Below are 13262 nucleotides of genomic sequence, written 5' to 3' on the forward strand. Positions count from 1 at the left end.
GCCCGTCCGGCGTCGTCAGCCGAGTTCGGCGGCGAAGGCGGCGATCCAGGCCAGGGGCGCGTTCCAGTTGATCGTCAGTTCGTTCGTCGACCAGGAGTGGATGTCGTCGATGTAGCAGAACTGGCCCACCCGGCCGGTCAGCCGGGCCTGTGCCACCTCGTCCTGCAACCCAGAATTCGGGCCGCCGGCGAGGGTTCCGTTCGGCGGGTGCGGCAGGGTGGGGTCGAGCTGGTGGGCGTACCAGCGGCTGTGCTGATTCTTCGCGAAGTCGGTGCCGTAGCCCGTCACGTAGGACAGGTTCAGCGCGTTGCGGCCGAGGATGTAGTCCAGGCCCTCCAGGACGCCGTCCCGGTAACGGGTCTCGCCGGTCAGGTCGTGGGCCACGGCCAGCACCATCAGGTTGTTGAGCACCATGCTGTTGGAGCCCCAGTCCCACCGGTTTCCCGGTGGGGCGTAGGCGATCGCGTACGGGTGGGCCTGCTGGAGGGTGAGGTACCTGTCGGCGCCGGCCAGGACCGAGGCGCGTACGCCGGTGAGGCCGGGCAGTTCGCTGGGGGTCAGGGCCAGGGCGAGGCGGGCGGCGGCCGCGGTGGCCGCCCAGTCGAAGGCGTACGGCCCGAAGACGTCCTCGGTGTGCAGCGGGGAGGACAGCACCGCGTCGGCGTACCGGTGTTCGCCGGTGGTCAGGAACAGCTCGGCAGCCGCCCAGTAGAACTCGTCGCGTACGTCGTCGTCGTTGTAGGGGCCGCCGCCGACGGTGTCCTCGACCGGCGCGTACCGGATCGGATTGGTTTCGGCCGCCGTGTAGGCGGTGCGCGCGGCAGCCAGCAGGCGTTCCGCGTAGCCGGCGTCGTACTTGCGGAAGATCCGTGCCCCCTGAGCCGCGACGGCGGCCAGATTCAGTGTGGCGGCGGTGGATACCGGGCGCAGTTCGCGTGGTTGGGGGTTGAGGTGCGGCAGGGTCGGCAGGCCGGTCCATTCGCGGTCGTGCATCTTGTGGTGGACGAGGCCGCTGGGCGCCTGCATGCGGAGCAGGAAGTCCAGCTCCCAGCGCACCTCGTTGAGCAGGTCGGGAATGCCGTTGCCGCTTTCCGGCAGGTCGAGGGTGAGTTCGTCGAGGCCGCCGCGGTGCTCGAAGGCGTGCAGCAGCTGCCACACCGTGATGCCGCCGTTGACCACGTACTTGCCCTGGTCGCCGGCGTCGTACCAGCCGCCGCGCACGTCCAGGCGGTAGTCGCCGGCGTCCGGGGCGCAGGGGACGTCGCGGTCGCCGAGGTGCCCGGCCGGGCGGCCGTAGCCGGGTCGCAGGTCGTCGCGGATCTCGATGCCGCTGCGCTGGCAGTAGAAGAATTTCAGCGCGTCGGCGCGCAGCGTGTCGTAGAGGCCCGGGGCGATGGTGAACGGCCGGCTGGTCGCGCCGTCGGCGGTCAGGGTGAAGCCGGCGCCGGTCTGCCGGTGCTCTCCGAAGTCGATGGTGTGCACGTTCTGCTGGGAGGAGATGTCGATGCCGCGCGGGTCGGTGGTTCCGTTCGCGACGATCCGGCCCGCGCTGTCGGCGAGTTCCCAGGGCAGTGGGCCGGTGGCGTCGGTGACCAGCGTTGCCCGCTTCGGCCCGGACGGAAGGTGACCCACCTGGTTGACCGCGACGCTCGACATGTCTGGGAACGCTCCCAGCCCTGTGGGCCCGCTGTCAACGCTTGACCGTGTAGTGCAGGTGGAGAACGCGGTCGCCCTGGACGACGGTGTCGGGATCGTCGAGGAGAACGGTGCCGATGTGGCTGCCGAAGAAGCGCACCCCCTCACCGAAGACCACCGGTACGACGTCCATCGCCACCTCGTCGACGAGGCCCGCCGAGAACGCCTGCCCGCCGACGTCACCCGCCGTCACACACGCCAGGCCGTCCCCGGCGAGCTTCTTCGCGAGTTCGATACCGGCCTCGACGGAGGGTGCCGTGTGGAACGGGGCGTCCGGGAACCTGGCGAGCCACTCCTCGGGAAGTGGCCGATGGGTGACGACGACGAGATGCTCTCCGGCTGCCGGCACTCCTGCCCAGCCGTCGGTGATGTCGAACAGGTGCCGGCCGATCACCGTACATCTGACGTCGTCCCAGAACGGCTGCACGTAGGCCGCGGAGGCGGGGCTGACGTTGAACGACCACTTGTCGTTCGGGTGGATGGTCACGTCACCGTTGCGGTACCAGTCGAACAGCGGCCCGACCGAGCCGTCGGGGTGGGCGATGTATCCGTCCACCGAGACCACGGCCTGCATGACGACTCGTGCCATCGCGATCACTCCTCGATTGTGGTCTTGAAAATTCTTGCATCCGCCCTGGGCCGCTGGTCGGCAGTGACGAGGCGCACGTTGTTCATGAATATACCTTTTTGAACGCGCGTGACCTCCATCGAATCGCTTCCGTTCATCACCTCAAGACCGTCGATGGCTACCGAAGGTAATGATCGGCATTGACTGTTCCTGCAAGAACTTGCAGGCTCTGTTCCGGTGCTGCGGTGAGCGCGGCACACTCCACAGCGATCTGCGAAGGAAAAGCGATGCATACCCGGATCCTCGCGCTCAGCCTGGTGATCCTGCCCGTCCTGGCGACGCCGGCCGAAGCCGCGACCATCGCCGGCGCCACCCCCGCGCTGCACTTCGTGGCCGACGGGACCGAGTGGACCGAGGGAACCCTGGAAGCCGGCCGGCCCGTCCTGGTCGACTACGACCTGGCGAGGCTCTCCCGGTGCCGCAGCCAGTACGCCGGCGGCGACGCCTGGAGCATCGGTGTCCACTACCGCGTCGACGGTGGCCCGATCCAGAGGCAGGCGGTCACCCGCCTCGACGAGAACCGGCACAACGTCAAGGCGCAGGCCAGCATCGACCTGCCGCTCGACGGCAAGGACCTGGAGCTGTGGTTCCAGTCCGGCGACCGGGCCGGCTGCACCGAGTACGACTCACAGTTCGGCGCCAACTACCACTACACCGTTTCGTAAGGGCTATCCGCCGAAGACGGCGGCCGGATCGCCGGTGTACCAGACGTTCTCGATGACCATCCGCCGCACGACCCATCGTTGCCGGTCCCGTACGAGGTCGACGTCGTACCGGTTCTTGAGCAGCGCGTGTACGGAGTGGTCGGCGGTCAGAAGGTGCTGGGCCTCGACGAGCGCCGTCAACGAGGCGCTGTCGTCGCCGACACGTATCCGCGGGTTCGTGACGACGTGCGTGGTGTCCACGCGGCCGGCGAAGTTGGTGAGGATGGTGTCGACGATGGTGTCGCGGCCGACCATCACCGGGATGTCCGCGCCCCACCGCCTCGCGGCGGGCCGGAAGTCCAGTTCTGCGGACTCGGCGAACGCGGAGGCGAAGACGGCGAGGGTCCGGGCCTTCGTGGCCGCCACGGACCTGCGGCATGACGACCCGGCCACCGTCCTGGTGGCCGGGTCGTGACGGCCTACGATCCTCAGGCCGTCGGCTCGGGCCGGCCGGTGCAGAACACCGCCTGGATCAGGCCCCCCAGTGCCTGGGGGAAAACCTCTGCCGGGTCGAGGTCCCCGGTGGTCAGCGACGCGGTCAGGGTCTTACGACCGTCCGGTGTGCCGATCATCAGGGCCCCGTAGCCGCCGGGGGCGCCGCCGTTGTGGTGAACGATGGTGCCGTTGCCCGGGCCCAGATCCTGCACCCACAACCCCAGACCGAGATCGAATTTCCCGTACGGCGTGAGCATCTCGGCCAGCAGCGGGGCCGGCAGCAGCCTGCCGCCCAGCAGCGCGGAGATGAAGGTGCTGAGGTCGCCGGCGGTCGTGATCAGATCACCGGCGCCGGCCAGCAGGGTCGGGTTCTGGCGGCTGACGTCGACGACCTTCCACTCGTCGCCGTCCTGGTAGCGGTAGTAGCCGTGGGCGTGCGGCCCCGGCAGGTCCGGCGAGGTGGACGACACCACGGTGTCCTTCATCCCGAGCGGCCCGAGGATCCGCTGCCGCGCCTCTTCGGCGTACGAGCGCCCGGTGACCTTCTCGATCAGCAGCAGGGCCAGCGTGTAGTTGGTGTTGGCGTAGCTCTGGTCGGTGCCCGGCTCGAACCGCGCCGGCTTGGTCAGTGCGAACCGCACCAGTTCCACGGGCCGGTAGGTGTGGAACCGGTTGTCCACCCAGTCCTTGCCTCCGGAGGGCAGCCCCATCCGGAACGTTCCGTCGGCGTCGGGCTCGCCGGTGTAGTTGTACAACCCACTGGTGTGCCGCAGCAGCATCCGGACGGTGATCCGCTCGTCCAGGCCGAGTTCGGGAAGGTGGCCGGCCACCGGGTCGTCCAGTCCGAGCCTGCCCTCGGCCACCAGCTGGAGCACCAGGGTCGCGGTGAACGTCTTGATCACGCTGCCCGCCCACACCTGTCCATCGGCGGGCGGCCCGGCGGTCCCGCCCAGCTCGCTCACTCCGGCGCGGCCGACCCAGTCACCCTGGTCGTCGTGGATGCGCATCTCCGCGCTGCCGAAGCCGGCGTCCACGAAGGTCTCCAGGATCCGCTGCAGTTCGGGGCGCTCCTGGCCGGCGCTGATCGGGGCGGTGGTGTCGAACCTCTGCATGATGCTCTCCTCAGGTCGATCCCCGCCGGCGGGGGCGCATGTCGTGGATGTTGTCGTTGAGCCGTTCACGAGAACCACGATCGCCTGCACCTCTGACACCGGACGGCCATCGCTCTGACACGCCCTCTGACATGACGCCGCCGATCCCGGCATCCCCGAAATCGGCGCCGCACCGACACAGTGGGCGTTACGGGGCCGAGGTGAACTCGGAGGTCCCGGCGCCCACGGCGTAGACGTCGTAGAGCCCGTCGCGGCGAACCAGCGTCGCGCCGGACGTCACAGCGGTGCTGGTCGCCGACGCCGAGGCCAGCGGAACCCAGACCTGGCCGCTGGTGCCCGCGGCCGCGGTGACCTGGAGACGGAACTGGCCGGCGTTGTCCCGGGCCCATTTGACGACCAGCGACCCGCCGGTCGTCGGGACGCTGCCCTGCGCCCAGGTGCATCAGGTCGAGGGCGCCGGTGGTGTCGCCGCTGGCGAACCGTGCCATGACCTCCCAGTTGTTGAGCGGCTCGATGGTGTGGCCGTACGGGTCGGCCATGCCCGGCGCGGGCTGCGAGATCTGGCTGCCGTGTGCCTGCCACCGCGCCTCGAAGGCGCCGCAACCGCGGAACCCGACGGCGCTGGTGAGCCGGCCGTTGGCGGCCTGCAGGTCGAGATGAAGTACCCCTGGTAGCGGTCGGCGGTGGCCCGGTATGCCTTGAAGTTCACGCCGGCGCCGGTGAGCGTGACGCTGCCCGGCGTGGTCAGCTGGATCGCGGCGAACCGGAACCCGCCACGCAGCGCGCCGGTGTACGTGCGTACGCCGTTGACGGCGAAGGTGACCGGGGAGCCGTTGTCGCTGTTGTAGACGCCGTTGCTGCCGGCGGTCAGGAACGGCAGCGCCTCACTGGTCGCCACGCGCAGGGTGACCGACGAGCCGGTGGTCGCCCGCCACGCCGACACGTTCGCGAACGGGGTGCCGCCGACCTCCTTGCCGAAGTCGAGCACGATCGTCGCGGGGGAGTTCGCCGAGGTGGTGGTCAGCACCGTCGAGCCGGTTCCCTGAGCGGTCAGCCCGGCGGCGTTGGTGACCGCGCCGCCGGTGCGCGTCACGCTCGCGGCGCGGACGTTGTCGCCGGCCGGAGCCGGTACCAGGGCCTGCCAGTTCGGGTTGGCCGGCCAGGTCGGCGGCGCGGCGGCGGCCGGGCCCGGCAGTGTTGTCGCCGCGACCAGGCAGGTGATGAGGCCGGCCAGCATCCGCCAGGCCGGATGCCCGAGGCTTCGGCGTGGCCGCTGATCGGGTCTGTCGTCCAGGTCGTACATCGGGGGTCTCCAGGTGCCGCCTGAAACGAAACAGCTCAGAGCGCGGTAGCGGCTTCGGGCGTCGATGGGCGGTGCATGACACCGCAGGTCCATGGAAACGCTTCCATTGACCGGCCTGGATGTTGCTTGTAAGGTGCCGAGGCAGAAACTTTCGTAGTTCATCGCGAAAGTATCCCGCCCGGAGAAGTGCCCCTGCTGCTTCTCCCGAAGGCCTCGCGTTCAGCTCGCCACCGCTTCTGCACCGCCTTTGAGGCACTTCCTCCGGCCGGCCGAAGAACCACGACAAGAGGAACCTCATGAACGTGCGGAGCACACGAAGAACGCGATCGCGCGCGGGTCTGGTCGCCGTCCTCGCGGCCGTCCTGCTGGTCGCGGGCGTGACGACAGCGACCAGCGCGCAGGCGGCCACCGGCTGCCGGGTGACGTATGCGGTCTCGGCGCAATGGCCCGGCGGGTTCACCGCGGACGTGCGGGTGACCAACCTGGGCGATCCGATCACCGGCTGGAATCTGGGCTGGACGTTCGCCTCCGGGCAGCGGGTGACCCAGGCCTGGAACGCGACGGCCGGCACCGCCGGCGACCGGGTGACCGCGACCAACGCGGCCTGGAACGGGAACGTCGCCACCGGCGCGACCGTCTCGTTCGGCTTCAACGGGTCGTGGTCCGGCAGCAATCCTGTGCCGGAGTCGTTCGATCTCAACGGCGTGGTGTGCACCGGCAGTGTGGGCGGGTCACCGAGCCCGTCCGCCTCGACGTCGCCGCGCCCGGCCGATCCCCGGGCCACGGTGGCCGCGATGCAGCCGGGCTGGAACCTCGGCAACACCCTCGACGCGATCCCCGACGAGACCGCCTGGGGCAACCCGCTCACCACCCAGGCACTGCTGCGGCACGTCAAGGCGCAGGGCTACAACAGCGTCCGGATCCCGGTCACCTGGAGCAACCACCACGGCGGCGCACCCGACTACACCATCGACGCCGCCTGGCTGAGCCGGGTGCGGCAGATCGTCGACTGGTCCCTTGCCGAAGGGCTGTACGTGATGATCAATCTGCATCACGACTCGTGGCAGTGGATCAACACGTATCCGTCCGACCGTACTGTCGTGTTGAACCGGTACACCCGGCTGTGGACGCAGATCAGCGCGGCGTTCCGTGACCACTCCGGGAAGCTGGTGTTCGAGAGCATCAACGAGCCGCAGTTCGCCGGCACCTCCGGTGACGAGCAGAACTACCAGGTGCTGCACGAACTCAACGCCGCCTTCGTCGACCTGGTGCGCGCCTCGGGCGGCGGCAACGCCACCCGGCTGCTGGTGCTGCCGACCCTCTACACCAACGCCGACCAGGGCCGGCTCGACGCGCTGACCGCGAGCTTCGGCGAACTGGACGACCCGAACCTGGCGGCGACCGTGCACTTCTACGGATACTGGCCGTTCAGCGTCAACATCGCCGGCGGCACCCGCTACGACGCGACCGTCGAGCAGGACCTGATCGGCACGTTCGACCGGGTCAAGACCACGTTCGTGGACCGGGGCATCCCGGTGATCATCGGTGAGTGGGCGCTGCTCAACTGGGATCACAACCGGCCCGGGATCATCGAGCGCGGCGAGTTCCTCAAGTTCCTCGAAGCCGTCGGCCACCACGCCCGCACCCGGGGGCTGACCACGATGCTGTGGGACGCCGGTCAGTTCCTGAACCGCAGCGAACTGCGCTGGCGGGACCAGGGAGTCCACGACATGATCCGGGCGAGCTGGACCACCCGGTCCGGTACGGCCTCCTCGGATCAGGTGTATCTGCCGCGGACCGGTGCGATCACCAGCGGGACGCTGACGCTCAACCTGAACGGCCTCACGTTCCAGGGGCTGCGCCAGGGGAGTGCCGATCTGGTCCGGGGCGCCGACTACACCCTGTCCGGGAGCACGCTGACGCTGACCGCGGCGGCGCTCACCCGGCTGGCCGGCAACCGTGCCTACGGTGTGAACGCGACCATCGAAGCGCGGTTCTCCGCCGGGGTGCCCTGGCCGATCAGCATCATCACCGCCGACCCTCCGGTGCAGGCCGCCGCCACCGGGACGACCGGCTCCTTCGCCGTCCCGACCCAGTTCCGGGGCGATCAGCTGGCCACCATGGAGGCGAGGTACGCCGACGGCAGCAACGCCGGACCCGCGAACTGGACACCGTTCAAGGAGTTCTGGACGCACTTCCAGCCCGACTACGCCGCAGGCACGATTCTTCTCAAACCGGAGTTCTTCGCCGAGGTGAACGACGGTGCCGTCACGTTGACCTTCCATTTCTGGAGCGGTACGCAGGTCGCCTACCGCATCACGAAGTCCGGTACGACCGTGACCGGAGCTGTCAGCTGACATCGAGCGCGGCCGCCCTGACCTCATGGCATGGGCGGCCGTGCTTCCTCCGTACCCTATGAATGGGATTTATCGCCCGGCCTCGGACAACGCCTTCGCCAGCAGGGCACGCGCCTGCTCGCCGCCGTTCTCGCGCCACTCCCGGATGATCGCGTCCACGTCGGAGAGTGGGCGGCGGCCGCGCAGCACATCGGTGAACTTCTCCTCGAACGGCACCGCGCCGGCCTTGTAGGCCGTCGGCATCTCGACCTTCAGCCCCTCCCACGGGTCCCGCTCCAGGTGTCGCACGATGCTGTTGGAGTACGTGAGCACGTCCCGGACATAGTTCGGGGTGTCGGGAAACGGGCCGACCGACGAATTTCGGCCACTGATGAAGAAGTACTGGTTCACGTTCTCCGTCAGGGCCAGAGGGGTCCGGACCGGCCCGTCCGGTGTCGCGGTGTGGTGCTTGCCCGCGATGCCGTAGTCGCGTAGCTGGGCTTCGGCGGTGCCCAGCGGGGCGGAGCACCAGTTGATGACGCGCAGCAGTTCGTCGACCCGGTCGGGGGCGAGGTCCTTGCGGAGGAAGGTGTAGGAGATCGGCTGGTCGGCGCCCCAGACCAGTGGGTCGCCGCCGCCGGCGGCGAAGACCGGCACCGGCTGGAAGTTCACCTTTGGGTTGATCTTCTGTTGTCTCGCCTGCGCCGCCTGCCAGAATCCGAGTCCGGCCTGTGCGAAGACGATGGAGCCCGAGGCGAACAGCTGGTCCTGGTCGCCGCCCTTGCTGGCGGCCAGATCGGGGTGGACCAGCCCGTCGCGGTAGATCTTCGTCATCACTTCGAGGGCCTGCCGGTACTCGGGTGTCTCGTACTTGAACTCCGGTGTCCTGTCCGCGGTCAGGCGCCAGCCGCCCTTGGCGCCGGGCACCCGGTGGTACATCTGCATCATCGCGAAGAGGTCGCTGAACGCCCACACGCCGCGGGCCGGGTCGGTGATCTCCTTGCCGAGGGCCAGCAGTTCCTCCAGGCCGGCCGGCATCGCGCTTCCGCGTGCGTCCAGCAGATCCTTGCGGGTGAACAGGGCGTAGGGGAACGGCGTGTCGGCGGGGTTGGGGATCGCGAACAGGCGCCCGTTCCAGACCGCGTTGCGCCAGGCGGCGGTGGGGAAGGAGCCGAGCATGGGGTACGAGCGGACCGCCTCTCCCCGCAGCCGGTCGGTGAGGTCGGTGAACAGCAGTTGGGTGGCCTGGGCGAACCGTGGGATCTTCTCGATCTCCCAGCCCGGTACGCACAGCAGTTCGGGCACGTCGCGGGCGCCGAGCATGGCGTTGAGCTTGTCGGCGTAGGTGTTGCCGTCCTGGACCGTGAACTCGACCGGCGTACCGAGATCGGCGTTGACCGCCTGTAGATAGGCGCTGCGTCCCGTGCCCGGGGGAGCCGGGCCCCAGACCGGGGTCATCGCGGTGATCGGCCGTCCGCTCGTGCCGGGTTTGCCGGGGATCGCGTCGACCAGGCCGGTGGGGTAGCGGGTGTAGCCGTCGGGCACCGGGCGGGTTCCGAGGATGTCCGGCTTCACGCCTATGGCGAGATCCTGCTGAGCCGGCAGGATCGCGTCGAACGCGTTCAGGTTCTGGGCGGTGCCGGATCCGACCGGGCTCTCGCTGCACCCGGTGAGCAGGGAACCGGCGGTGGTGGTGGCCGTGCCGAGGGCCAGCAGTTCGAGGAAGGCCCGTCGTGAGGGTGGGGATGCCATGGGTTCTCCCGTCCATGCCGGCCCAGCCTCGTTCGCGACACGGACCCGCCGTGAATAGAAACTTTCGAATGTCCGGCGGAAACGTAGCATGGCCATTGATCGAGTTCCATGATTGAATGATCGGAAAGTTTCGCTACGAAGTGGGAGAAGAAGACCGGATGACCTTCACCAACCCGGTGATCGCCGGCATGCATCCGGACCCCAGCGTCTGCCGCGTCGGCGACGACTACTACCTCGCCTGCTCCAGCTTCGAGTACTTTCCCGGCGTACCGATCTTCCACAGCCGCGACCTGGTCAACTGGGAACAGATCGGCAACGCCCTGGACCGCCCCGGCCAGCTGGCCCTGCCGCCGGGCACCCCCTCCTCGGGCGGCGTCTACGCGCCGACGCTGCGCCACCACGACGGACGGTTCTGGCTGATCACCACCAACGTCGCACCCGGCGGCGGCTCCATGATCCTCACCGCGGACGACGCCCGCGGCCCCTGGTCGGATCCGATCCCCGTGCCGGGCATCGGCATCGACCCCGACCTCGCCTGGGACGACGACGGCAACTGCTGGTGCACCTACGCCGGCATCGCCCAGATACGCCTCGACCCCACCACCGGCCGCACCCTCGACGGCCCGCACCGCCTGTGGTCCGGCGGCCCGCACGCCCAGGCGCCGGAAGCCCCGCACCTCTACCGGATCGGCGACCACTGGTACCTGCTGATCGCCGAAGGCGGAACCGAACGGGGACACGCCATCTCGGTCGCCCGCGCCACCTCACCGAACGGGCCGTTCGAGCCCTGCCCGGCGAACCCGATCCTGACCCACCGGGGCAGCAACCGGCCCATCCAGAACACCGGCCACGCCGACTTCGTACAGGGCCCCGACGGCTCCTGGTGGATGGTCCTGCTCGGAGTGCGGCCCGGCGGCGGCACCCCGGGCTGGCACGTGCTCGGCCGGGAAACCTACCTGGTGCCCGTGACCTGGACCGACGGATGGCCGGTGCCCGGCGACCTCACGCCCGAGATGACCGCACCCTGGCCCGTGAAGCCACCCGCCCCGCCACAGGCCCGCGACGACTTCGACGACCCCGAGCTGCACCCCCGGTGGATCTCGGTACGATCCCGGCCCGCCGGAAGCTGGTCCACCACCGACCGGCCCGGCTGGCTCGCCCTGCACGCCCGCGGCCCCTCCCTCGACAATCCCGGCGTCACCTTCGTCGGCCGGCGCCAGCAACATCCCTCCTGCCGCGTACGGGTTCTGCTCGATCCCGGGGCGGGGCGCGGCGGCCTGGCCGTACGCCTCGACGAACGTCACCACTACGAGCTGGAGGCCGGTGACGGCATCGTGCGCGTCACCGCCCGCCTCGGCTCCGTGCTGCACACCGTGACCACCAGGCCGCTGCCCGCCGGACCCGTCCGGCTGCGCATCGACGTCATCGCCGCACCCGACGGCCACTGGCACCCCACGCAAGGGCCGGACGAACTGCACCTCGGAATCGAGACCGCGGACGGAACGTTCCAGACGCTGGCCCAGCTCGACGGGCGATATCTGTCGACCGAGGTGGCCGGCGGCTTCACCGGGCGCGTGATCGGCATGTTCGCCACCGCGGGTACGGTCCTGTTCGACTGGTTCGACTACGAGCCGATCCGGTGAGGGAGGGGTCAGTGACCGAACACCCACCGGCCGGCACCGTCAAGCCGGTCACCATCTCCTACATCGCACAGACCGCCGGCGTCTCCATCCCGACCGTCTCCAAGGTCATCAACGGCCGCTCCGGCGTCGCCGCCGAGACCCGGGCCCGCGTCGAAGCCCTGATCAGCCAGTACGGCTACCGCAAGTCCAACCCGGTCCAGCGCACCAACCTCATGGAACTGGTCGTCGACGACCTCGAGCACATGTGGGGCCTCGAGATCATCCGCGGCGTGCAACGCGTCGTCCGCGAGCACCGCGTCGGCCTGGTGCTCACCGAGTTCGGCCCCGACCGCAACACGATCCGCTACTGGATCGACGACACCATCGCCCGCCGGCCCGACTGCATCGTCACGGTCGCCCAGCTCTCCGACAGCGAGCAGAACCAGCTCCGCGCGCGGGGCATCCCGTTCGTCGTACTGGATCCGGCGAGCGAGTTCCCCGAGGACGTTCCGTTCGTCGGCGCGACCAACTGGGCCGGCGGCCGCTCGGCGACCCGCCACCTGGCCGGGCTCGGGCACCGCGACATCGCCATGATCAGCGGCCCGGGCCACCTCTACTGCCAGGCCCGGCTGGACGGGCACCGCTCCGCCCTTCAGGCTGCCGGCCTGCCGATCCGCGACCACGACATCATCCGCGCGCCGCTCACCGAGGACGGTGGTCACAGCGCCGCCGTGGAACTCCTGAACCGGCCGCGGCGGCCCACCGCGATCTTCGCGGGCAACGACCTGCAAGCGGTCGGTGTCTACCGGGCGGCACGCGAACACGGACTGCGCATCCCGCAGGATTTGAGCGTGGTCGGATTCGACGACCTGCCGATCGCCGCGATGATCGACCCCGGGCTGACCACCGTGCACCAGCCGCTCACCGAGATGGCCATGGCCGCGACCGAGTTGGCCCTCGCCCTCGGTCGTGGCGAGCCCGTCTCTCAGACGGGCATCGAACTCGCGACGAAACTCGTCATCCGCGGCAGCACCGCCCCACCCATGGGATAGAGCTGTCCCGCCGGTGCCGAATCTTTCCGCCTGTCACGTGGTTTCATGAACCGGAGGCCTGCCGAAACCAACTTCGGTACGGTCCGCTTATGTTCACCGATGACCAGCCGGATCGTGACGATCGCGCATGGAAGACGTAGGCAAGAACAGGATTCCGGACCCGTTGTACGACTCGGTCGCATTCTGGCGGTCGATTGCCGCACTCTGGCTGCTCTGTATGGCGATGAGTGCTTCACGGCTTCTCTTTCAAGGCGGTCAGCAGATATTTCACGCTGCCGTGATGGTGGCCGCAGTCCCATCGATAATCTTTTGCCGATGGAGAGTCGCCTCGATCAATGAGGTTCGCAGGTTGGAGAAGATCTATGAAATGAACCCAAGGTTCCCGCCGCACTGCTGAACCAGGTCGTGCTGGCTGATCAGTGCCGGGAACCACGCGTACTCCTCGGGCAGAGCCAGGTGCGGAACCGGCCCAACTCGAACCCGAGCACCTCGAATCCGAGCGCTCGGCCGGCGGGTGGGGCTGCGCCCAGGGCCGGATTCGTCTGGATCGGGTGCGGGTAGTCGCCGATGGACTGCTTCATCACGGTGAGGAGGCCGACGGCGTCGGAGGCCGGCACGCGACG

Annotated in this window: 11 protein-coding genes and 1 pseudogene; 4 read left to right on the forward strand and 8 right to left on the reverse strand. The window is 69.1% G+C overall.

The window, feature by feature from the left end:
* Positions 1-15 precede the first annotated feature (15 nt).
* Positions 16-1656 (reverse strand): glycoside hydrolase family 9 protein, encoded by a 1641-nt coding sequence (locus tag KZ829_RS35595; protein ID WP_220148231.1) that lies wholly within the window; start codon positions 1654-1656, stop codon positions 16-18.
* A 34-nt stretch (positions 1657-1690) separates the two neighbouring features.
* Complete coding sequence (locus tag KZ829_RS35600; protein ID WP_220148232.1) at positions 1691-2284, reverse strand: dihydrofolate reductase family protein; 594 nt, start codon at positions 2282-2284, stop codon at positions 1691-1693.
* Between the two features lie 266 nt (positions 2285-2550).
* Here KZ829_RS35600 and KZ829_RS35605 point away from each other — a divergent pair, with 266 nt between their 5' ends.
* Positions 2551-2988, forward strand: coding sequence for a DUF6209 family protein (locus KZ829_RS35605; RefSeq protein WP_220148233.1), 438 nt, complete (start codon positions 2551-2553; stop codon positions 2986-2988).
* Between the two features lie 3 nt (positions 2989-2991).
* On the opposite strand, the gene KZ829_RS35610 is transcribed toward KZ829_RS35605, so the two are convergent.
* From KZ829_RS35610 to KZ829_RS35625, 4 genes and pseudogenes are all read right to left on the reverse strand, one after another.
* Positions 2992-3393 carry a nuclear transport factor 2 family protein gene (locus KZ829_RS35610; protein WP_220148234.1) on the reverse strand — a complete coding sequence of 134 codons (402 nt, stop codon included), beginning with the start codon at positions 3391-3393 and terminating at the stop codon, positions 2992-2994.
* A gap of 62 nt (positions 3394-3455) precedes the next feature.
* Positions 3456-4574, reverse strand: a complete 1119-nt coding sequence (locus KZ829_RS35615) for a serine hydrolase domain-containing protein (RefSeq protein WP_220148235.1) — start codon at positions 4572-4574, stop codon at positions 3456-3458.
* Positions 4575-4884: 310 nt separating this feature from the next.
* Positions 4885-5001: pseudogene (locus KZ829_RS44940) on the reverse strand (hypothetical protein); the annotation flags it as partial.
* 15 nt (positions 5002-5016) lie between these two features.
* A complete protein-coding gene (locus tag KZ829_RS35625; RefSeq protein ID WP_220148236.1) occupies positions 5017-5877 on the reverse strand; it encodes a hypothetical protein in 861 nt (286 codons plus the stop codon).
* A 302-nt stretch (positions 5878-6179) separates the two neighbouring features.
* Between KZ829_RS35625 and KZ829_RS35630 the strand changes: the two genes are divergently transcribed.
* On the forward strand, positions 6180-8234 hold the full coding sequence (locus tag KZ829_RS35630; RefSeq protein WP_308285797.1) for a cellulase family glycosylhydrolase: 2055 nt from the start codon (positions 6180-6182) through the stop codon (positions 8232-8234).
* 69 nt (positions 8235-8303) lie between these two features.
* Here KZ829_RS35630 and KZ829_RS35635 read toward each other — a convergent pair whose 3' ends face one another.
* The gene (locus KZ829_RS35635; protein WP_220148238.1) at positions 8304-9965 is read right to left on the reverse strand and encodes an extracellular solute-binding protein; all 1662 of its coding nucleotides are present in this window, start codon (positions 9963-9965) and stop codon (positions 8304-8306) included.
* A gap of 158 nt (positions 9966-10123) precedes the next feature.
* Here KZ829_RS35635 and KZ829_RS35640 point away from each other — a divergent pair, with 158 nt between their 5' ends.
* On the forward strand, positions 10124-11608 hold the full coding sequence (locus KZ829_RS35640; RefSeq protein WP_246636825.1) for a glycoside hydrolase family 43 protein: 1485 nt from the start codon (positions 10124-10126) through the stop codon (positions 11606-11608).
* Between the two features lie 11 nt (positions 11609-11619).
* On the forward strand, positions 11620-12639 hold the full coding sequence (locus KZ829_RS35645) for a LacI family DNA-binding transcriptional regulator (RefSeq protein ID WP_220148240.1): 1020 nt from the start codon (positions 11620-11622) through the stop codon (positions 12637-12639).
* Positions 12640-13055: 416 nt separating this feature from the next.
* Here KZ829_RS35645 and KZ829_RS35650 read toward each other — a convergent pair whose 3' ends face one another.
* A complete protein-coding gene (locus tag KZ829_RS35650; RefSeq protein ID WP_220148241.1) occupies positions 13056-13256 on the reverse strand; it encodes a hypothetical protein in 201 nt (66 codons plus the stop codon).
* Positions 13257-13262: the final 6 nt, after the last annotated feature.

Source organism: Actinoplanes hulinensis (genome assembly GCF_019429605.1).
In the GTDB taxonomy this organism is placed as follows: domain Bacteria; phylum Actinomycetota; class Actinomycetes; order Mycobacteriales; family Micromonosporaceae; genus Actinoplanes; species Actinoplanes campanulatus.

Coding starts and splice junctions, on each gene's coding strand:
- KZ829_RS35595 (WP_220148231.1), bottom strand. CDS start 1,656: ATGTCGAGCGTCGCGGTCAACCAGGTGGGTCACCTTCCGTCCGGGCCG.
- KZ829_RS35600 (WP_220148232.1), bottom strand. CDS start 2,284: ATGGCACGAGTCGTCATGCAGGCCGTGGTCTCGGTGGACGGATACATC.
- KZ829_RS35605 (WP_220148233.1), top strand. CDS start 2,551: ATGCATACCCGGATCCTCGCGCTCAGCCTGGTGATCCTGCCCGTCCTG.
- KZ829_RS35615 (WP_220148235.1), bottom strand. CDS start 4,574: ATGCAGAGGTTCGACACCACCGCCCCGATCAGCGCCGGCCAGGAGCGC.
- KZ829_RS35625 (WP_220148236.1), bottom strand. CDS start 5,877: ATGTACGACCTGGACGACAGACCCGATCAGCGGCCACGCCGAAGCCTC.
- KZ829_RS35635 (WP_220148238.1), bottom strand. CDS start 9,965: ATGGCATCCCCACCCTCACGACGGGCCTTCCTCGAACTGCTGGCCCTC.
- KZ829_RS35640 (WP_246636825.1), top strand. CDS start 10,124: ATGACCTTCACCAACCCGGTGATCGCCGGCATGCATCCGGACCCCAGC.